An 18,881-nucleotide genomic window follows, 5' to 3' on the forward strand; every position below is an offset into this window, starting at 1 on the left:
ATGCTGTTTACCCCTCTGCTGACCGGTGCGCTGGAAACCTCGCTGAATAACCTGCTGTTTCGCGATCGCAGCATGAAAGCCGCTCGCCAACGCCTGGCGGGCAAGGTGCTGCGCATCGAACTGGAAGAGTTGGCTTCACCGCTGGTGCTGGTGTTCAGCGAACTGCGTGTGGACGTGCTGGGGCAGTCTGAAGACAGTGCCGATTGCACCGTGCGCAGCCGCATTCCCGCCTTACTGAAGCTGCGCGATCGCCAGCAGTTGCCAGTGCTGATGCGCAGCGGCGAATTGACGGTGGAAGGCGATATTCAGGTGGTGCAACAGCTGGTTGGCCTGCTCGATCTGGCGGAGTGGGATCCGGCGGAATGGCTGGCACCTTATATCGGCGATATCGCCGCTCAGGGCATTACGCAGGCGCTGGGCAAAGGCGCTTCGTTACTCAAGGCCGGATTGATGCGTCGGCAGCAAGACATGGCTGAGGCGCTGACTGAAGAGTGGCGTCTGGCGCCGGGGCCGCTGGAAGTGGTGTGGTTCAATGAAGAAGTGGATGCGCTCGCCCGCGGCGCGGAAGCGCTGATTGCCCGCATGGATAAGTTGGAGGGCAAGCGATGACCCCAGGCGAACTGCGTCGTTTGTATTTTATCGTCCGCGTTTTTCTCAGCTATGGGCTGGACGAGCTGATCCCGACAATGCGTTTGACGCTGCCGCTGCGCTTCGGCCGCCGGCTGCTGTTCTGGATGCCTAATCGGCACAAGGACAAACCGCTGGGCGAACGTCTGCGGCTGGCGCTGCAGGAATTGGGGCCGGTCTGGATCAAATTCGGCCAGATGATGTCGACCCGCCGCGATCTGTTCCCGCCGCACATTGCCGATCAGCTGACGCTGCTGCAGGATCGGGTGGCGCCTTTCGACGGTGCGCTGGCGCGCAAGCATATCGAGCTGGCGATGGGCGGCCCGCTGGAAGCCTGGTTCGACGACTTCGATCAGCAACCGCTGGCCTCTGCCTCGATCGCGCAGGTGCATACCGCGCGGTTGAAAACCACCGGCCAGGAAGTGGTGCTGAAGGTGATCCGACCGGATATCGGGCCGATTATCAAAGCCGATGTGCGCTTGATGTACCGGCTGGCCGGTTGGGTGCCGAAGCTGTTGCCGGACGGCCGCCGCCTGCGTCCGCGCGAAGTGGTACGCGAGTACGAGAAAACCCTGCTGGACGAATTGAATCTGCTGCGTGAAGCGGCCAACGCCATTCAGCTGCGTCGCAATTTCGACGGCAGCCCGATGCTGTACGTGCCTGAAGTCTACTCCGACTACTGCCGCGAAAGCGTGTTGGTGATGGAACGCATCTACGGCATTCCGGTCTCGGACATCGCCACGCTGGAGCAGCAGGGCACCAACATGAAACTGTTGGCGGAACGTGGCGTTCAGGTGTTCTTTACCCAGGTCTTCCGCGACAGCTTCTTCCATGCGGACATGCATCCCGGTAATATTTTCGTCAGCTACGAACATCCGGAAGATCCCTGCTACATCGGCATCGACTGCGGCATCGTGGGTTCGTTGAACAAGGATGACAAACGCTATCTGGCGGAAAACTTCATCGCCTTCTTCAACCGCGATTACCGCAAGGTGGCGGAACTGCACGTCGACTCCGGTTGGGTGCCGCGTGACACCAACGTGGAAGATTTCGAATTTGCTATCCGCACCGTGTGCGAACCGATTTTCGAGAAGCCGCTGGCGGAGATTTCCTTCGGCAACGTGCTGCTGAATCTGTTTAACACCGCGCGCCGCTTCAATATGGAAGTGCAGCCACAGCTGGTGTTATTGCAGAAGACCTTGCTGTATGTTGAAGGACTGGGACGTCAGCTCTACCCGCAGCTGGATCTGTGGACCACCGCCAAGCCGTTCCTCGAGAGCTGGCTGCGCGATCAGGTCGGCATTCCCGCCGTGGTGCGTGCGTTGAAAGAGAAAGCGCCGTTCTGGGCGGAGAAACTGCCCGAACTGCCCGAGCTGTTTTACGACAGCCTGCAGCAGCATAAACTGTTGCAACAAAGCGTTGATAAGCTGACCAACCAGATGCAGGCTCAGCGGGTTCGTCAGGGGCAGTCACGTTATTTGTTCGGCGTTGGCGCTACACTGTTGGTAAGCGGCACGCTGTTGCTGCTGGGGCAAATCGAGGTGTTTCCCGCCTGGATGATGGCCGCCGGCATCGTATGCTGGGTGATTGGCTGGAAGCGAACCACCTGATTTAATTCGTTACTCTGGTAAAGTCGGCTCTATAATGCGGGCTGGCTTTAAAAGACCCTTTAAAATTAGAGGTAATTAAAATGGGCGGTATTAGTATTACGCAATTGTTGATCATCGCAGTGATCGTGGTGCTGCTGTTCGGTACCAAAAAACTGCGCACGCTGGGCTCCGATCTCGGCGCCTCGATCAAGGGCTTCAAAAAAGCGATCGGCGACGATACGCCGTCGACCCCCAATACGGCTGAAAAAAGCAGCCTGGATGATGCTGACTTCTCGGCCAAGCCTATTACCGATAAGCAGCCGGAAGTGAAACCGGAAGAGTCGAAGAACAAAGAGCAGGTATAAACCGTGTTTGACATTGGGTTTAGTGAGCTGCTGCTGGTGCTGGTGATCGGCCTGGTTGTTCTGGGGCCGGAACGCTTGCCGGTTGCGGTCAGAACGGTATCGGGCTGGATCCGCGCGCTGCGCTCGCTGGCGGCCTCGGTGCAGCACGAACTGTCTCAGGAGCTGAAGCTGCAGGAACTGCAGGACAGCCTGAAAAAAGCCGAACAGGCCGGCCTGCAGAACCTGACGCCGGAGTTGAAGGCGTCGATGGATGAGCTGAAAGACGCGACCGAATCTTTGAAACGCACCTACCGGGGCGAGAAAGAAGAGCTGGCGAACACCATTCATAACCCGCAGGCCATCGATCCGGAAGCTTTGCACGACGGCGTGACGCCGGCGGAAGCGGCAACCAGCGCCAGCGCGCCCGCCGCGGTGCCTAAACCGGCAGTGGAACCTGAAGCCGTCGTGGCGGCGCAACCGGCTAAAGCGCCGGTGGAAACCGTGCCTGCTCCTGTCGAACCTGTTGCGGATAAAACCCCAGCGTCTCACCAACCTAGTGGCGATCGTTAATACATGGCTGTTGAAGATACCCAACCCCTTATCAGTCATCTGATAGAGCTGCGCAAGCGGCTGCTTAACTCGATTATTTGCGTGCTGGCGGTATTCGTGGTGCTGGTGTTTTTCGCCAACGACATCTACCAGCTGGTCTCTGCGCCGCTGCTCAAGCAGCTGCCGGCCGGGGCGAGCATGATCGCTACCGACGTGGCGTCGCCGTTCTTTACGCCGATCAAGCTGACCATGATCGTCTCGGTGTTCGTCTCTGCGCCGATGATCCTGTATCAGGTGTGGGCATTCATCGCGCCGGCGCTGTACAAGCATGAACGCCGCCTGATGATGCCGCTGCTGGTGTCCAGCAGCCTGTTGTTCTACCTCGGCATGGCTTTCGCCTACTTCATCGTGTTCCCGCTGGCCTTCGGTTTCTTCGCCAAGACCGCGCCAATGGGGGTGACCATTGCGACCGATATCAAAAATTACCTCGATTTCGTCATGGCGCTGTTTATGGCGTTTGGCGTCGCCTTCGAAGTGCCGGTCGCCATCATTCTGTTGTGCTGGAGTGGCGTCACCTCGCCGGAAGACCTGAAGAAGAAACGGCCGTATGTGTTGGTTGGCGCGTTTGTGGTCGGCATGCTGCTCACGCCACCGGACGTGTTCTCGCAAACCCTGTTGGCAATACCGATGTACCTGCTGTTTGAAGTGGGGGTGTTCTTCGCTCGCTTCTATACCGGAAAACGTCGTCCACAGGCGGAAGAAGACGACGAGGGTGACGAACCCCCAACCCCCTGATCCCTCTTGATTGCGAAGCCGCCCATTGGGCGGCTTTTGCTTTGGAAAAAACCATGTTTGATATCGGCGTCAATCTCACCAGCAGCCTGTTCGCCAAAGACCGCGAGACCGTGGTGGAACGTGCCCGCACCGCGGGCGTTACCGGGATGTTGATTACCGGCACCGATCTGCCGGAGAGCCGTGAGGCCGCCAAACTGGCGCAGCAACATCCGGGTTATTGCTGGTCTACTGCCGGCGTGCATCCGCATAACGCCAGCAGTTGGGATGAACACACCGCCGAGCAGATTTATGCGTTGGCCGCGCACCCAGAAGTGGCGGCGATCGGCGAATGCGGCCTGGATTTCAACCGCAATTTCTCGACGCCGGAGCAGCAGGAAGCGGCGTTCACCGCGCAGCTGGCGTTAGCGGCGGAATTGGCGCTGCCGGTGTTTCTTCATTGCCGCGACGCACACGCACGTTTTGCCGAGCTACTGACGCCGTGGTTGGATAAACTGCCCGCGGCCGTGGTGCACTGCTTCACCGGCACCGCCGAAGAATTAGCAAGCTGCCTGTCGCTAGGCCTGTCGATCGGGATTACCGGTTGGGTCTGCGACGAGCGGCGCGGCCTGGAACTGCGAGCCCTGTTGCCGCAGATCCCGGCCGAGCGTCTGCTGCTGGAAACGGACGCCCCTTATCTGTTGCCCCGGGATTTACAGCCTAAACCCGCATCTCGCCGCAACGAACCCTGTTTCCTGCCCCACATCGTGCATCAGGTCGCCGTCTGGCGACAGGAAGAGCCGCAATGGCTGGGGCAAAAGACCGATGAGAACGCCCGCCGGCTATTCCGGCTGGTTTGAGCTAGGAGAAAACTATGAGCTATGCATTTCCGGGTACCTTCCCTGGTCGTCGTATGCGCCGCGTACGCCGTCATGACTTCAGCCGCCGCCTGGTGGCCGAGAACCAACTGACGGTCAACGACCTGATTTATCCGGTGTTTGTCATGGAAGGCAGCAACCGCCAGGAAGAAGTGTCCTCGATGCCGGGCGTATCGCGCATGACGATCGATCTGCTGGTCAAGGAAGCGGAAATCATCGCCAAACTGGGCGTGCCGGTGATCTCCCTGTTCCCGGTGATCGAGCCGGGTCTGAAATCGCTGCATGCGGAAGAAGCCTATAACCCGGAAGGGCTGGTACAGCGCACGGTGCGCGCGCTGAAAGACGCGGTGCCTGAGCTGGGCATTCTGACCGACGTCGCGCTCGATCCTTACACCACTCACGGGCAGGACGGAGTGATCGATGAGCAGGGCTACGTGATTAACGACGTGACCAAAGACATTCTGGTGCGTCAGGCGCTGTCTCATGCCGAAGCGGGCGCAGAAATCGTGGCGCCGAGCGACATGATGGACGGCCGTATCGGGGCGATCCGCGATCGTTTGGAACTGCAGGGCCTGGTAAACACCCAGATTATGGCCTACTCCGCCAAGTACGCTTCCTGCTACTACGGTCCGTTCCGCGATGCGCTGGGTTCCAGCGGCAACCTGAAGGGCGGCAACAAAAAAACCTATCAGATGGATCCGGCCAACAGTGACGAAGCGCTGCAGGAGATTGCGCAGGATCTGCAGGAAGGTGCGGACATGGTGATGGTGAAACCGGGCATGCCTTACCTGGACGTGGTGCGCCGCGTGAAGGATACCTTCGGTGTGCCGACTTTCGCTTATCAAGTGTCCGGCGAGTACGCCATGCACATGGCGGCGATTCAGAACGGCTGGCTGCAGGAGCAACCTGCGGTGATGGAGTCGTTGATGTGCTTCAAACGCGCCGGCGCCGACGGCGTGCTGACCTACTTCGCCAAGCGTGTCGCCCAGTGGCTGCACGACGACGCGATGCGCCGCTAAGCGGAACATGAGCCAACAAAAAGGCGCCTGAGGGCGCCTTTTGCATTACATCTTCTGGAACTGTCGGTTGTCGATGCTTTGACTGACCTGCTTGTTGATCAGGTTCAGCAACAACATGGAACGCGCCTCGCCGTCCGGCTCGGTGTAGATCGCCTGCAGCCCTTCGAACACGCCGTCGACGATCAGAACAGTATCCCCCGGCTGTGGGGTTTCCGGATCGACATAGGTTTCGCAGGCGTGCGTGCGCAGTTCATCGATCACCTTGCTCGGGATGACGCTCGGCAACGTGCCGAAACGCACGAAGTGGCTGACGCCACGGGTAGCGCTGATGGTGGTGGTGTGAATGCGCTCCGGGTCGAACTCCACAAACAGATAGTTGGGAAACAGGGGTTCGCTGACCGCGATGCGCTTACCACGCACGATCTTTTCCAGCGTGATGATCGGGCTGAGGCAGTTTACCTGCTGCCGCTCCAGATGTTCCTGCGCTCGCAACAGCTGACCGCGTTTGCAATAAAGTAGATACCAGGATTCCATAGTTTCACATGCCTTTCTGCCAGCCGGTAAGCATATCAAAAGCTATTCCGGATACATAGTGATGCAAGTTTCAGCGTGTAACATCACCTATCTCTATGAATCTGCGGCTATTAGCGAGGGGTCACACACTTATCGATACGGCGCTGGTATAACAGAGGGCTAAAAATTTGTTACCGTCACAGTATGGCAAGGCGTTGCGCTACCGGCTGTGACGCTATTCATCGTTTTCGACCGAGGGAGAAAGAAATGGAGCTGTTTCTGTTGAGCAACGGCAAGCTGTCTGGTGAAGCCGAGCTGCTGGGGTACGCTAAAAGCCAACTGCTGGCGATGATTGCGCGTCGTGGCATCAAATCCGCCGTCTTTATCCCTTACGCCCTGATCCGTTACGACTACGACCAGCGTGCGCAGGAACTGGCGCAAACGCTGGGCATCGAAGTCACCAGTATCCACCACGCCGCTTCACCGGCGGCGGCGATCGCGCAGGCGGAATGCATTTTGGTCAGCGGCGGCAATACCTGGTTGCTGAACCAAATGCTGCACGAGCAAGGCCTGATCGTGCCTATCCAGCGCGCGGTGCGCGAGCGTGAAGTGCCTTACGTCGGCTGGAGCGCCGGTTGCAATGTGGCCACGCCGAGCATTCGCACCACCAATGACATGCCGGTGCGCTGCAGCGTGGTGCTGTCGGCGCTGGGGCTGTTCCCGGTACAGATCAACCCGCATTACATCGACGCGCACATCAGCGGCCACATGGGCGAAACCCGTGACGAGCGCCTGGCGGAGTTCTGCGCGATCAACCCGAGCGAATCGGTGGTGGCGCTGCGGGAAGGCAGCCTGCTGCATGTTGAAGGCAATGCGCTGCGTTACTTCAGCGCTAATGGGCAGGGCTTCAAGGTGTTCCGCCATGGCGAGGAGACGCGCGAATATCAGGATACGCGCGCGCTGGCTGCGCTGGTGCCGTTCAACTGCGGCTGAGAGCCACCCGGCAGCGGGCGGCGTTAACAAAATTGCAGCAACAACCGTGAAGAGGGCTTATAATGCCCTCCCCACAGGCCGTTATAATGATCAGCATGAAATACCGTGACTTACGCGATTTCCTCTCGTTGCTGGAGAAGAGAGGGGAACTAAAACGCATCAGCCAGCCGATCGATCCTTACCTGGAAATGACGGAGATTGCCGATCGCACCCTGCGGGCAGGCGGCCCGGCATTGCTGTTTGAAAACCCGAAAGGGTACGACATGCCGGTGCTGTGCAACCTGTTCGGCACCGCCAATCGCGTGGCGATGGGCATGGGGCAGGAAGACATCAGCGCGCTGCGCGAAGTCGGCAAACTGCTGGCGTTTCTCAAAGAACCGGAGCCACCGAAAGGCTTCCGCGATCTGTTCGACAAAATGCCGAAGTTCAAGCAAGTGCTGAACATGCCGACCAAGGTGCTGGGGTCCGCGCCTTGTCAGGAGCAGGTATGGCAGGGTGAGGATGTCGATCTGGGCCGTATTCCGGTGATGCACTGCTGGCCGGAAGACGCCGCGCCGCTGATCACCTGGGGGCTGACGGTGACCCGTGGCCCGCATAAGGAACGGCAAAACCTCGGCATCTATCGTCAGCAGGTGCTGGGCAAGAATAAAGTGATCATGCGCTGGCTGTCGCATCGCGGCGGCGCGCTGGATTATCAGGAGTGGTGCCAGGCGCACCCCGGCGAGCGTTTCCCGGTTGCGGTGGCGCTGGGCGCCGATCCCGCCACTATCCTCGGTGCGGTCACGCCGGTGCCGGATACCCTGTCTGAATATGCCTTTGCCGGGCTGCTGCGCGGCAATAAAACCGAAGTGGTCAAGTGTCTTTCCAACGATCTGGAAGTGCCAGCCAGCGCCGAAATCGTGCTGGAAGGCTATATCGAGCCGGGTGAAATGGCGCCGGAAGGCCCCTACGGCGACCACACCGGTTACTACAATGAAATCGACCAGTTCCCGGTGTTCACCGTCACCCACATCACCCAGCGCCGCAACGCCATCTACCACTCGACCTATACCGGCCGCCCGCCGGATGAGCCGGCGATCCTGGGCGTGGCGCTGAATGAAGTGTTCGTGCCGATCCTGCAAAAACAGTTCCCGGAAATCGTCGATTTCTATCTGCCGCCGGAAGGGTGCTCGTACCGCCTGGCGGTAGTGACCATGAAAAAACAGTACGCCGGCCATGCGAAACGCGTGATGATGGGCGTCTGGTCGTTCCTGCGGCAGTTTATGTACACCAAATTTGTTATCGTCTGCGATGACGACGTCAATGCGCGCGACTGGAACGACGTAATTTGGGCGATCACCACACGAATGGATCCGGCAAGGGATACCGTTCTGGTGGAGAATACGCCGATCGACTATCTGGACTTCGCCTCGCCGGTTTCCGGTCTGGGTTCGAAGATGGGGCTGGACGCCACCAATAAATGGCCGGGTGAAACCGATCGCGAATGGGGCCGTCCGATTCAGATGGATGAAAAGGTACGTGCGCGCGTCGACGAAATCTGGGATGAGCTCGCAATCTTCAGTGACAGGGAACCGACGCTGTAGCGTCAGGCCCTGTTCTCAGCTTTGCATTGATGACCCGACAGAGGGAACGCATGACAATATTGAGCTGTAAAGTGACCTCGGTAGAGGCCATTACCGATACGGTTTATCGGGTACGTCTGGTGCCCGAGCAGCCGTTTTCTTTCAAGGCAGGGCAATATCTGATGGTGGTGATGGACGAGCGCGACAAGCGCCCGTTCTCGCTGGCATCAACCCCGACGCAGCAAGAGTACATCGAGCTGCATATCGGTGCTTCGGAGCTGAATCTGTACGCCATGGCGGTGATGGATCGCATCCTGAAAGAGCAGGCGATCACCGTTGACGTGCCGCATGGCGACGCCTGGCTGCGGGAAGAGGGCAGCCGTCCGCTGGTGCTGATCGCCGGCGGCACCGGTTTCTCTTACGCGCGTTCAATCTTGTTGACCGCGCTGGAGCAGCAGCCCGATCGCGACATTTCAATCTACTGGGGCGGGCGTGAGCTGAAGCACCTGTACGATTTGAGCGAGCTGGAAGCGCTGTCGTTGCAGCATCCGAATCTGAAGGTGATCCCGGTGGTCGAGCAGCCGGAAGCCGAATGGCGCGGCCGCAGCGGCACCGTGCTCAGCGCGGTGCTGCAGGATTTCGGTACGCTGGCGGAGCACGACATCTACATCGCCGGGCGTTTCGAGATGGCGAAAATCGCCCGCGAGCGTTTCTGCGCCGAACGCGGCGCGCAGGAAGCGCATATGTTTGGCGACGCGTTTTCGTTTATCTGACCGAGGCGATACGCAGTGAACGGGGTGGCCGAGGGTCGCCCCGTTTTTATTTGGGCGCCGGCAAACTTCAGGCATAAAAAACCCGCCCCTGACAGGCGGGAAGAACGGCAACTAAACTTGGCGGGATGCCGCGATTTGAAGTGGTGACGCGGTCATCCCAAGATAGACACAGCTAAACGCGTTCAAATACGGTGGCGATGCCCTGGCCTAGGCCGATGCACATGGTCGCCAGACCGAACTGTGCGTCGCGACGTTCCATGTTGTTCAACAGGGTGGTCGAGATGCGGGAGCCTGAACAGCCCAGCGGGTGGCCGAGCGCGATGGCGCCGCCGTTCAGGTTGATCTTGTCGTCGATACTGTCCATCAGCCCCAGATCTTTGATGCACGGCAGCGACTGGGCGGCGAACGCTTCGTTCAGTTCGAACAGATCGATGTCCTGCACGCTCAGACCGGCGCGTTTCAGCGCCAGCTTGCTGGCCGGCACCGGGCCGTAGCCCATGATGGAAGGATCGCAGCCGACGACCGCCATCGAGCGAATGCGGGCGCGGGCCTTCAAACCGAGCGCTTTGGCGCGCGACTCGCTCATCAGCAGCATGGCGGAAGCGCCGTCCGACAGGGCGGAAGAACTGCCAGCGGTGACGGTGCCGTTGACCGGATCGAACGCCGGACGCAGGGCCGACAGGCTTTCGACGGTGGTTTCCGGGCGAATGACTTCATCGAAATCGTAACGGGTCAGCACGCCGTCGGCGTCGTGGCCGTTGGTCGGAATGATCTCGTTTTTAAAGTAACCCGCCAGCGTCGCTGCATGTGCGCGCTGGTGGGAGCGGGCAGCAAACTCATCCTGCATCTGGCGGCTGATGTTGTGCATCTTGGCCAGCATTTCGGCGGTCAGCCCCATCATCCCGGCGGCTTTTGCCACGCTGCGGCTCAGCCCCGGATGGAAATCCACGCCGTGGTTCATCGGCACATGGCCCATGTGTTCCACGCCGCCGATCAGGCTGACGTGTGCGTCGCCAACCATGATGGCGCGCGCCGCGTCGTGCAATGCCTGCATCGAAGAGCCGCACAGGCGGTTGACGGTCACCGCCGGCACGCGGTGCGGGATTTCGGCCAGCAGTGCGGCGTTGCGGGCGATGTTGAAGCCTTGCTCCAGCGTCTGCTGCACGCAGCCCCAGTAAATGTCATCGATCTCGGCGGCGTCCAGCGCCGGGTTACGGCTCAACACTTCACGCATCAGGTGAGCGGAGAGATCTTCGGCGCGCACCTGGCGGAAGGCGCCGCCCTTGGAGCGGCCCATCGGCGTGCGTACGGCATCAACAATAACTACGTTTTCCATCTTTATGACCTCATGCCGGTTGGCGGGTAGCGACGTCGGACAGCGGTGTCGCCACCGGGTAGTAGCTTTCATTGCGCTCGGCCTTGGCGCGCAGACCGGCCGGCACCTGATACAGGGCGCCGAGGTGTGCGTAACGCTGGGCCAGCTCAACGTAGTTGGCGGTGCCGAGCGTATCCAGGTAGCGGAATGCGCCGCCATGGAACGGAGGGAAGCCGATGCCGTACACCAGTGCCATATCGGCTTCCGCCGGGCTGGCGACGATCTTCTCTTCCAGGCAACGCACCACTTCGTTGATCATCGGGATCATCATGCGCGCAACGATCTCTTCGTCGCTGATGGTCTGGCGCGGTTGGCTCACTTCGGCCAGCAGCGCATCGGTCTGCTCGTCGTTGTCCTTGCGCGGCTTACCTTTGTTGTCCTGGCTGTAGCGGTAGAAGCCCAGCTGGTTTTTCTGACCGAAGCGCTGGTTGTCGAACATCACGTCAATGGCATCGCGATAGTCTTTGCTCATGCGCTCCGGGAAGCCGGCCGCCATTACCGCTTGCGCGTGGTGTGCGGTGTCGATGCCCACCACGTCGAGCAGGTAGGCCGGGCCCATCGGCCAACCGAACTGTTTTTCCATCACTTTATCGATCTGACGGAAGTCGGCTCCGTCGCGCAGCAGCAGGCTGAAACCGGCGAAATACGGGAACAGCACGCGGTTGACGAAGAAGCCCGGGCAGTCGTTCACCACGATCGGCGTTTTGCCCATGCGGCTGGCGTAGGCCACCACTTTGGCAATGGTCTCGTCGCTGGTTTGTTCGCCGCGGATGATTTCAACCAGCGGCATGCGGTGTACCGGGTTAAAGAAGTGCATGCCGCAGAAGTTTTGCGGGCGCTTCAACGATTTTGCCAGGTGATTAATCGGAATGGTCGAGGTGTTCGACGCCAGAACGGTCTCTTCGCCGATCAGGTTTTCCACTTCCGACAGTACGGCGGCTTTGACCTTCGGGTTCTCCACGACCGCTTCGACGATCACCTGCGCGCGCTCGATGCCGGCGTAGTCCAACGTTGGTTGAATGGTCGACAGCACCTGCGCCATTTTCAGGCCATCCAGTTTGCCGCGTTCCAGCTGCTTATTGAGCAGCTTGGCCGCTTCGTTCATGCCCAGCGTCAGCGATTTGTCGCTGATGTCCTTCATGATCACCGGCACGCCTTTCAGCGCCGATTGGTAGGCGATGCCACCGCCCATGATGCCGGCGCCCAGCACCGCCGCCTGTTTCGGCGCGTCCACATTCTTGGCCAGCTTTTTCGCCTGGCCTTTCACGAACTGATCGTTAAGGAAGATGCCGACCAGCGCACGCGCTTCGTTGGATCGTGCCAACGGCACGAAGCTGGCGGTTTCCAGTTTCAGTGCCTCATCGCGGCCCAGCTTGGCGGCGGCTTCAATGGTTTTCACCGCGGTCATCGGTGCCGGGTAATGTTTACCGGCGGTCTGCAGCACCATGCCTTTGGCGGTGGTGAAGCTCATTGCCGCTTCGATCGGGCTGAGCTTCAGCGGCTCCAGCTTAGGTTGACGTGCGGCGCGCCAGTCCAGCTTGCCGTCGATCGCCTGTTGCAGCATTTTCAGCGCCGCTTCGGCCAGTTTTTCCGGTGCTACCACCGCATCCACCAGGCCGACTTTCAACGCGTCTTTGGCGCTGACGTCTTTGCCGGCGGCGATGATTTCCAGCGCGCTGTCGTTACCCAGCAGGCGTGGCAGGCGGACGGAACCGCCGAAGCCCGGCATAATGCCCAATTTGGTTTCCGGCAGGCCGATGCGCGCGTCCGGTGAGGCGACGCGGAAATCGGTCGCCAGAATGCATTCGCAACCGCCGCCGAGTGCATAGCCGTTAATGGCCGAAATGGTCGGTACCGGCAAATCTTCCAGCCGGTTAAAGACGTTGTTGGCGAATACCAGCCACTCGTGCAGCTTTTCAGCCGGTGCGGCGAACAGAGAAAGGAATTCGGTGATATCGGCGCCGACGATAAACGCGGCTTTGGAGGAGCGCAGCAGCAACCCCTTGAGCTCAGGCTGGTTTTCCAGCACGGTGAGCGCTTCACCCAGGCTGGCGACGGTACGGGTGTCCAGCTTGTTGACCGAGCCTGATGCGTTGAACACCAGCTCGGCGATGCCGTTATCGAGCCAGTGCAGTTGTAATGTTTCGCCTTGGTAGAGCATGTCTATCTCCTGAATCAGCGTATGATCTGGTATGACCAGATGAAGAGGAGTGTGGTTTTTATGTTAAAAATATGCAAATGAGAGATTGCATATTTGCTGGTCGGATCACATGTCGCCAAGTTAGTTTTTTGATTTGAAACGAAGTTATATTTTATGTGCTATCGGCATTTGCTGGAGTGTGTCGGCACTCATACACTTGCTCGCAGCGAATGAACATTCAGACGAGGTTACGCATGACTAAGACGGCTTGTGTTAAACGCAGCGGCTTGTGGAGCATTCCCGCCAGAACCATGGCGCTGGCGTGTCTGTTGGTGTTTATGGCGCAAATGGCGACGACCGTGTATTTGCCTTCGCTGCCAACGGTGATGCGGGAGCTGGCGATGAGCCGGCGTGCCACCGAGCTGTCCATTTCAATCTTCGTCATCGGCGCCGCCTTGCCGGTGCTGTTTTGGGGCGCGGCCGCCGATCGCTTTGGCCGCCGCGCGCCCCTGACGCTGTCTTTGTTTCTTTTCATTGGCTGCAGCGGGCTGTTAGCGCTGTGCAGCAACGGCGCCCAATTGCTGACGCTGCGTGCGCTGCAGGGCGTGGGTGCCGGCGGTGCGGCGATCATCGCGCGTATCATCGTGCGGGATAACTGGAGCGGTGACGAGCTGGCGCGACGGCTGTCGGTGCTCTCCATCGCTTTTATCACCGCGCTGGGCGGCGGCCAGTTCGTCGGCGGCCTGCTCAGCCAATATTCACACTGGCAGATGGGCTTCGTCTTGATGGGCGCCACCGGTTTGGCCATTCTGGCGCTGATGGCGACGCTGCCGCTGGAGGCAGGGCGCGCTCGTGGGCCACGTCCGGCGATGGCGGCCACCTACTTCGCCATCCTGCGGCGGCCGGGATTTTTTTGGCCGGCCTGCGTCGGTGGGCTGGGTTTTGCCATCACGGTGACACTGCAGGAAGTGAGTCCGTTCGTCATGCAGCAGGGGTTTGGTCTCAACGTCACGGCGTTCGGCGCCCTGGGGCTGGTGATCGGCGTCGCCTACTTCAGCGGGGCGCTGACGGTGAACCGTACGGTGGCGCGTCTCGGCGGGAAAAAACTGATGCAGGCCGGCAGCGGCATCGTGGCGCTGGCGACGGCGGTGATCCTGCTGCTGTGGTGGAGCGGCGTCCTGGCCGGCCTTTCCGGTATGGCGCTGTTCATTGCGCTATATTGCCTGACCATTTTTGGCCAGGCGGTGCTGTTTCCCAACAGCATGGCGATGGCGGTCAGCGATGCCAAAGAGTACGGTGCCTATGCGATGGCGCTGTGCGGCTTTCTGCAGCAGTGTCTGGCGGGCGTCGCCGCGGCCGGTGCGGTGTTGTTGGAACACCATGGCCTGTGGGCGCTGGCGATAGCGCTGCTCGGTTTGGGCGGCTGGTTAATGGTTAAGCTGCGGATGTAACGGCATTTGCAGGGAATTGCGAGCTGCTCCGCATGCCCAACGCGATGAGGTTGGAGCGTCGGAGCGCTGTGTTAAGATGACTTCTTTCGTGCTAAGGCATAAGGGTACTGTGATGGAAACGCTGGCTTCTTTGTATAACGACCACCTAGCAGAGCTGCAAAAACGCGCGCGCGAAGTGCTGGAGCGCAACAAGTTGGATGCGCTGCTGATTCACTCCGGGGAACTGCAAAAGGTATTTTTGGACGACCATAGCTATCCGTTCAAAGTGAACGCGCATTTCAAAGCCTGGGTGCCGGTGACGTCGGTGCCGAACTGCTGGTTGTGGATCGACGGTGTTAACAAGCCGAAGCTGTGGTTCTACTCCCCGGTTGACTACTGGCACAGCGTAGAGCCGCTGCCGGACAGTTTCTGGACCAAATCCCTTGAATTGATGCCGCTGGCCAACGCCGACGCCATCGCCCAGCAGCTTCCGTCGCAGCGCGAGCGCGTCGGCTATATCGGTTATGCCCAACAGCGCGCCCGCGATCTCGGCATCCCTTCTGAGAACATCAACCCGAAAGCGGTGCTGAACTACCTGGATTTCCACCGTTCGATTAAAACCGGCTATGAGCTGGCCTGCATGCGCGAAGCGCAGAAGACGGCGGTAACCGGCCATCGTGCCGCGCATGAGGCCTTCCTCTCCGGCATGAGCGAATTCGACATCAATCTGGCCTACCTGACGGCGACCGGCCACCGCGATACCGATGTGCCTTACGACAACATCGTGGCGTTGAACGAGCACGCTTCGGTGCTGCACTACACCAAGCTGGATCATCAGCCGCCGGCCGAGTCCCTGAGTTTTCTGATCGACGCCGGGGCGGAATATAACGGCTACGCCGCCGATCTGACGCGTACCTATGCGGCGCAAAGCGGCAGCGAGTTCGCTCATCTGGTGAAAGATCTCAATAGTGAACAGCTGGCGCTGATCGACACCATTAAAACCGGCGTGCGCTATACCGACTACCATGTGCAGATGCACCAGCGCATCGCCAAGTTGCTCAAGAATCACAAACTGGTGAATGGCCTCAGCGAAGAGGCGATGGTTGAAACGGGCATCACCACGCCGTTCCTGCCGCACGGGTTGGGCCATCCGCTGGGCCTGCAGGTGCACGACGCCGCAGGCTTTATGCAGGACGAGCAAGGCACCCATCTGGCGGCGCCGTCCAAGTATCCGTTCCTGCGTTGTACCCGCGTGTTGCAGCCGGGCATGGTGTTGACCATCGAGCCGGGTCTGTACTTCATCGAATCTCTGTTGGCGCCGTGGCGCAGCGGTGAGTTCAAGCAGCACTTCGCCTGGGATCGCATCGATGCGCTGAAACCGTATGGCGGTATTCGCATCGAAGACAACATCGTGATCCATGAAAAGCGTATCGAGAACATGACGCGCGATCTGAACCTGGCCTGATGCGGCCGTACCCGATACCGGCGGAAGCAACCCGCTTTACCGAAGAAATAAAGAAGAGCCGTTTTATCACCCTGCTGGCGCCAACCAGCGGGGTAGAAGCGGCAAAGGCGTTTATTCAGCAGGTGCGGGATGAGCACCCGGCGGCGCGGCACCATTGTTGGGCCTTCGTCGCCGGTAGCCCCGATGACTCACAGCAGCTGGGGTTCTCCGACGATGGAGAACCGTCGGGCACCGCTGGCAAACCGATCCTCGCGCAGCTGATGGGCAGCGGTATCGGCGAAGTGACCGCCGTGGTCGTTCGTTACTATGGCGGCGTCAAGTTGGGCACCGGCGGGCTGGTGAAAGCCTATGGCAACGGTGTTCAACAGGCGTTGAAGCAGCTGGTGTTGGTAGAAAAGGTGCCGGAAGCCGAATATATCTTGCAGTGCGACTATGCGCAGTTGGCGCTGGTGGAGAACTTACTGCAGCAAACCGCAGGTCGGATCCTGCAGGGCGAATACGGTGCCGCCGTCGTGCTGCATCTGGCGTTGCCGGCCACCGAGGTCGAGCTGTTTGGGAATAAATTGCGTGATCTCAGTCGCGGTAATTTGCAATTAACCCCCATTTCGCAATAATTCCTCCCAATTGAATTGCTAAGGATCGTGCTGAAATGCATTTTCGCGCCATAACCCGTATCGTTGGTCTGCTGGTCATCCTGTTCTCCGGGACGATGTTTATTCCCGGCCTGGTGGCATTGATTTATCGCGATGGGGCGGGGCGCGCGTTCAGCCAAACGTTCTTCGTGGCGCTGACCATCGGGCTGATGCTGTGGTGGCCGAACCGCAAGCAAAAACACGAGCTGAAGCCGCGTGAAGGCTTCCTGATCGTCGTGCTGTTCTGGACCGTGCTGGGTAGCGTGGGGGCATTGCCGTTCCTGTTTTCGGAACGGCCCAATTTGTCGCTGACCGACGCCTTCTTTGAATCCTTCTCGGGATTGACGACCACCGGTGCGACGACGCTGGTGGGGTTGGACTCGCTGCCGAAGGCTATTCTTTTCTATCGCCAAATGCTGCAATGGATGGGCGGCATGGGGATCATCGTGTTGGCGGTGGCGATACTGCCGATACTCGGCGTCGGCGGCATGCAGCTGTATCGGGCGGAAATGCCCGGGCCGCTGAAAGATAACAAGATGCGTCCACGCATCGCCGAAACCGCCAAAACCCTGTGGCTAATCTATGTGTTGCTGACCGTCGCCTGTGCGCTGGCGCTCTGGGGGGCTGGGATGTCGGTGTTCGATGCCATCGGCCACAGTTTCTCGACCATCGCCATCGGCGGTTTTTCTACCCACGACGCCAGTATCGGTTATTACGCCAGCCCGACCATCAACACCATCATCGCCGTGTTCCTGCTGATTTCCGGCTGTAACTACGGCCTGCACTTCGCTTTGCTGAGCGGCCGCAGCCTGAAGGTGTATGGGCGCGATCCTGAATTCCGCATGTTTATCTTCGTTCAGTTGACGCTGGTGGTGGTGTGTACGTTGGTGCTCTGGGGACATGGCGTCTATAAGAGCGGTATGGAAACGCTCAATCAGGCGTTCTTCCAGGTGGTATCGATGGCGACTACGGCCGGTTTCACGACCGACAGCATCGCCAAGTGGCCGCTGTTCCTGCCGATGTTGTTGCTGTGCTCGGCGTTCATCGGCGGTTGTGCCGGCTCGACCGGCGGCGGCCTGAAGGTGATCCGTATCCTGCTTCTGTACCTGCAAGGTTCGCGCGAGTTGAAAAGGCTGGTGCACCCCAACGCGGTCTATACCATCAAATTGGGCAACCGTGCGCTGCCGGAACGCATTCTGGAGGCGGTGTGGGGATTCTTCTCTGCTTATGCGCTGGTGTTTATCGTCAGCATGCTGGCGATCATTGCCACCGGCGTTGACGACTTTTCCGCGTTCGCCGCAGTGACGGCAACGCTCAATAACCTCGGCCCCGGTCTGGGCGTAGTGGCGGATAACTTCACCACGATGCCGGCGGCGGCCAAGTGGGTCCTGGTGGTGACGATGCTGTTCGGGCGCCTGGAAGTGTTTACATTGCTGGTGCTGTTCACGCCAACCTTCTGGCGTGAGTAAGCCTGATATAAGGAGTAGGCCATGAAGGCATTGATACTTTATTCGAGCCGTGACGGGCAAACACGTGCTATCGCTTCTTATATAGCAAGCAAGTTGCAGGACACGCTGCGTTGTGAGGTGATCGATCTGCTGCAGGCAGAACAGGTCGATCTTAACCAGTATCAGCAGGTGATGATCGGCGCTTCTATCCGTTACGGGCACTTTAACCCGGCGCTGGATAAATTCGTCAAGCGTCATGCTGAGCAGTTGAATCGGATGCCGAGCGCATTCTTTGCCGTCAACCTGACCGCGCGCAAACCGGAAAAGCGTTCGCCACAAACCAACGCCTATACCCGTAAGTTCCTGTTGGCTTCGCCGTGGCAGCCAAAACAGTGCGCGGTGTTTGCCGGCGCATTGCGTTATCCGCGCTATCGCTGGTTCGATCGCACCATGATTCAATTTATTATGCGTATGACGGGCGGTGAAACGGATACCAGTAAGGAAGTGGAGTACACAGATTGGCAACAGGTCGACCGCTTTGCCCAGGAATTTAGCCAGATCCAGTACGAAAAGTGACAAAAACGCGGGTTTGGCCAGCGTTTTGCCGAAAAAATCCGCGCTTGAAAAGTTTTTTGCATTTAGGGGTTGCGGCCTGCCGAGAACTCCCTATAATGCGCCTCCACTGACCGGGAACAACGACTGACAAGCCGCCGGGTCAGCGAGAGAAAAGCGAAATAAACGCTTGACTCTCCGGGTGAAAAGCGTAATATACG

18 protein-coding genes are annotated in these 18,881 nt (G+C 59.3%); 15 read left to right on the forward strand and 3 right to left on the reverse strand.

Annotated elements, in window-relative coordinates; genetic code table 11:
• The 7 genes from ubiJ (at position 1) to hemB (ending at position 5,777) form a co-directional block, all read left to right on the forward strand.
• Positions 1 to 609 (forward strand): ubiquinone biosynthesis protein UbiJ, encoded by a 609-nt coding sequence (gene ubiJ, locus ACJ8HA_RS16165; protein WP_025304919.1) that lies wholly within the window; start codon positions 1 to 3, stop codon positions 607 to 609.
• Positions 606 to 2,237: a ubiquinone biosynthesis regulatory protein kinase UbiB gene (gene ubiB / locus ACJ8HA_RS16170; protein ID WP_025304920.1), complete on the forward strand. Its 1,632-nt coding sequence runs from the start codon at positions 606 to 608 to the stop codon at positions 2,235 to 2,237. The genes ubiJ and ubiB overlap by 4 nt, the downstream gene beginning before the upstream one ends.
• A gap of 80 nt (positions 2,238 to 2,317) precedes the next feature.
• Positions 2,318 to 2,581 carry a Sec-independent protein translocase subunit TatA gene (tatA, locus tag ACJ8HA_RS16175; RefSeq protein ID WP_004934452.1) on the forward strand — a complete coding sequence of 88 codons (264 nt, stop codon included), beginning with the start codon at positions 2,318 to 2,320 and terminating at the stop codon, positions 2,579 to 2,581.
• Between the two features lie 3 nt (positions 2,582 to 2,584).
• Positions 2,585 to 3,130, forward strand: coding sequence for a Sec-independent protein translocase protein TatB (gene tatB / locus ACJ8HA_RS16180; protein WP_025304921.1), 546 nt, complete (start codon positions 2,585 to 2,587; stop codon positions 3,128 to 3,130).
• A gap of 3 nt (positions 3,131 to 3,133) precedes the next feature.
• The gene (gene tatC / locus ACJ8HA_RS16185) at positions 3,134 to 3,904 is read left to right on the forward strand and encodes a Sec-independent protein translocase subunit TatC (protein WP_197819699.1); all 771 of its coding nucleotides are present in this window, start codon (positions 3,134 to 3,136) and stop codon (positions 3,902 to 3,904) included.
• A 53-nt stretch (positions 3,905 to 3,957) separates the two neighbouring features.
• Entirely contained in the window at positions 3,958 to 4,740 is a 783-nt protein-coding gene (tatD, locus tag ACJ8HA_RS16190; RefSeq protein ID WP_442515400.1) for a 3'-5' ssDNA/RNA exonuclease TatD, read from the forward strand.
• A 14-nt stretch (positions 4,741 to 4,754) separates the two neighbouring features.
• Positions 4,755 to 5,777, forward strand: a complete 1,023-nt coding sequence (gene hemB, locus ACJ8HA_RS16195; protein WP_043137494.1) for a porphobilinogen synthase — start codon at positions 4,755 to 4,757, stop codon at positions 5,775 to 5,777.
• Between the two features lie 45 nt (positions 5,778 to 5,822).
• On the opposite strand, the gene rfaH is transcribed toward hemB, so the two are convergent.
• The gene (gene rfaH, locus ACJ8HA_RS16200; RefSeq protein WP_025304924.1) at positions 5,823 to 6,311 is read right to left on the reverse strand and encodes a transcription/translation regulatory transformer protein RfaH; all 489 of its coding nucleotides are present in this window, start codon (positions 6,309 to 6,311) and stop codon (positions 5,823 to 5,825) included.
• A 246-nt stretch (positions 6,312 to 6,557) separates the two neighbouring features.
• Between rfaH and pepE the strand changes: the two genes are divergently transcribed.
• The 3 genes from pepE to fre all read left to right on the forward strand — a co-directional run bounded on the left by pepE (position 6,558) and on the right by fre (position 9,618).
• Positions 6,558 to 7,283, forward strand: a complete 726-nt coding sequence (gene pepE, locus ACJ8HA_RS16205; RefSeq protein WP_025304925.1) for a dipeptidase PepE — start codon at positions 6,558 to 6,560, stop codon at positions 7,281 to 7,283.
• A gap of 86 nt (positions 7,284 to 7,369) precedes the next feature.
• Positions 7,370 to 8,866, forward strand: coding sequence for a 4-hydroxy-3-polyprenylbenzoate decarboxylase (gene ubiD / locus ACJ8HA_RS16210; RefSeq protein ID WP_025304926.1), 1,497 nt, complete (start codon positions 7,370 to 7,372; stop codon positions 8,864 to 8,866).
• Positions 8,867 to 8,916: 50 nt separating this feature from the next.
• Entirely contained in the window at positions 8,917 to 9,618 is a 702-nt protein-coding gene (gene fre / locus ACJ8HA_RS16215; RefSeq protein ID WP_025304927.1) for an NAD(P)H-flavin reductase, read from the forward strand.
• A 172-nt stretch (positions 9,619 to 9,790) separates the two neighbouring features.
• Here fre and fadA read toward each other — a convergent pair whose 3' ends face one another.
• Positions 9,791 to 10,954, reverse strand: coding sequence for an acetyl-CoA C-acyltransferase FadA (gene fadA / locus ACJ8HA_RS16220; protein WP_025304928.1), 1,164 nt, complete (start codon positions 10,952 to 10,954; stop codon positions 9,791 to 9,793).
• A 10-nt stretch (positions 10,955 to 10,964) separates the two neighbouring features.
• Positions 10,965 to 13,154: a fatty acid oxidation complex subunit alpha FadB gene (fadB, locus tag ACJ8HA_RS16225; protein ID WP_049203622.1), complete on the reverse strand. Its 2,190-nt coding sequence runs from the start codon at positions 13,152 to 13,154 to the stop codon at positions 10,965 to 10,967.
• Positions 13,155 to 13,444: 290 nt separating this feature from the next.
• Between fadB and ACJ8HA_RS16230 the strand changes: the two genes are divergently transcribed.
• The 5 genes from ACJ8HA_RS16230 to hemG all read left to right on the forward strand — a co-directional run bounded on the left by ACJ8HA_RS16230 (position 13,445) and on the right by hemG (position 18,684).
• A complete protein-coding gene (locus ACJ8HA_RS16230) occupies positions 13,445 to 14,584 on the forward strand; it encodes an MFS transporter (RefSeq protein ID WP_089180507.1) in 1,140 nt (379 codons plus the stop codon).
• A 112-nt stretch (positions 14,585 to 14,696) separates the two neighbouring features.
• On the forward strand, positions 14,697 to 16,028 hold the full coding sequence (gene pepQ / locus ACJ8HA_RS16235) for a Xaa-Pro dipeptidase (RefSeq protein WP_043137478.1): 1,332 nt from the start codon (positions 14,697 to 14,699) through the stop codon (positions 16,026 to 16,028).
• The gene (locus tag ACJ8HA_RS16240) at positions 16,028 to 16,642 is read left to right on the forward strand and encodes an IMPACT family protein (protein ID WP_016929437.1); all 615 of its coding nucleotides are present in this window, start codon (positions 16,028 to 16,030) and stop codon (positions 16,640 to 16,642) included. The genes pepQ and ACJ8HA_RS16240 overlap by 1 nt, the downstream gene beginning before the upstream one ends.
• Positions 16,643 to 16,677: 35 nt before the next feature.
• Positions 16,678 to 18,129: a Trk system potassium transporter TrkH gene (gene trkH, locus ACJ8HA_RS16245; protein WP_025304932.1), complete on the forward strand. Its 1,452-nt coding sequence runs from the start codon at positions 16,678 to 16,680 to the stop codon at positions 18,127 to 18,129.
• Between the two features lie 21 nt (positions 18,130 to 18,150).
• Positions 18,151 to 18,684, forward strand: coding sequence for a menaquinone-dependent protoporphyrinogen IX dehydrogenase (hemG, locus tag ACJ8HA_RS16250; RefSeq protein WP_197823282.1), 534 nt, complete (start codon positions 18,151 to 18,153; stop codon positions 18,682 to 18,684).
• Positions 18,685 to 18,881: the final 197 nt, after the last annotated feature.

This window comes from Serratia sp. CY33802 (assembly GCF_052169095.1).
GTDB lineage: Bacteria > Pseudomonadota > Gammaproteobacteria > Enterobacterales > Enterobacteriaceae > Serratia > Serratia bockelmannii.

Coding starts and splice junctions, on each gene's coding strand:
- ubiJ (WP_025304919.1), top strand. CDS start 1: ATGCTGTTTACCCCTCTGCTGACCGGTGCGCTGGAAACCTCGCTGAAT.
- ubiB (WP_025304920.1), top strand. CDS start 606: ATGACCCCAGGCGAACTGCGTCGTTTGTATTTTATCGTCCGCGTTTTT.
- tatA (WP_004934452.1), top strand. CDS start 2,318: ATGGGCGGTATTAGTATTACGCAATTGTTGATCATCGCAGTGATCGTG.
- tatC (WP_197819699.1), top strand. CDS start 3,134: ATGGCTGTTGAAGATACCCAACCCCTTATCAGTCATCTGATAGAGCTG.
- tatD (WP_442515400.1), top strand. CDS start 3,958: ATGTTTGATATCGGCGTCAATCTCACCAGCAGCCTGTTCGCCAAAGAC.
- hemB (WP_043137494.1), top strand. CDS start 4,755: ATGAGCTATGCATTTCCGGGTACCTTCCCTGGTCGTCGTATGCGCCGC.
- rfaH (WP_025304924.1), bottom strand. CDS start 6,311: ATGGAATCCTGGTATCTACTTTATTGCAAACGCGGTCAGCTGTTGCGA.
- pepE (WP_025304925.1), top strand. CDS start 6,558: ATGGAGCTGTTTCTGTTGAGCAACGGCAAGCTGTCTGGTGAAGCCGAG.
- ubiD (WP_025304926.1), top strand. CDS start 7,370: ATGATCAGCATGAAATACCGTGACTTACGCGATTTCCTCTCGTTGCTG.
- fre (WP_025304927.1), top strand. CDS start 8,917: ATGACAATATTGAGCTGTAAAGTGACCTCGGTAGAGGCCATTACCGAT.
- fadA (WP_025304928.1), bottom strand. CDS start 10,954: ATGGAAAACGTAGTTATTGTTGATGCCGTACGCACGCCGATGGGCCGC.
- fadB (WP_049203622.1), bottom strand. CDS start 13,154: ATGCTCTACCAAGGCGAAACATTACAACTGCACTGGCTCGATAACGGC.
- ACJ8HA_RS16230 (WP_089180507.1), top strand. CDS start 13,445: ATGGCGCTGGCGTGTCTGTTGGTGTTTATGGCGCAAATGGCGACGACC.
- pepQ (WP_043137478.1), top strand. CDS start 14,697: ATGGAAACGCTGGCTTCTTTGTATAACGACCACCTAGCAGAGCTGCAA.
- ACJ8HA_RS16240 (WP_016929437.1), top strand. CDS start 16,028: ATGCGGCCGTACCCGATACCGGCGGAAGCAACCCGCTTTACCGAAGAA.
- trkH (WP_025304932.1), top strand. CDS start 16,678: ATGCATTTTCGCGCCATAACCCGTATCGTTGGTCTGCTGGTCATCCTG.
- hemG (WP_197823282.1), top strand. CDS start 18,151: ATGAAGGCATTGATACTTTATTCGAGCCGTGACGGGCAAACACGTGCT.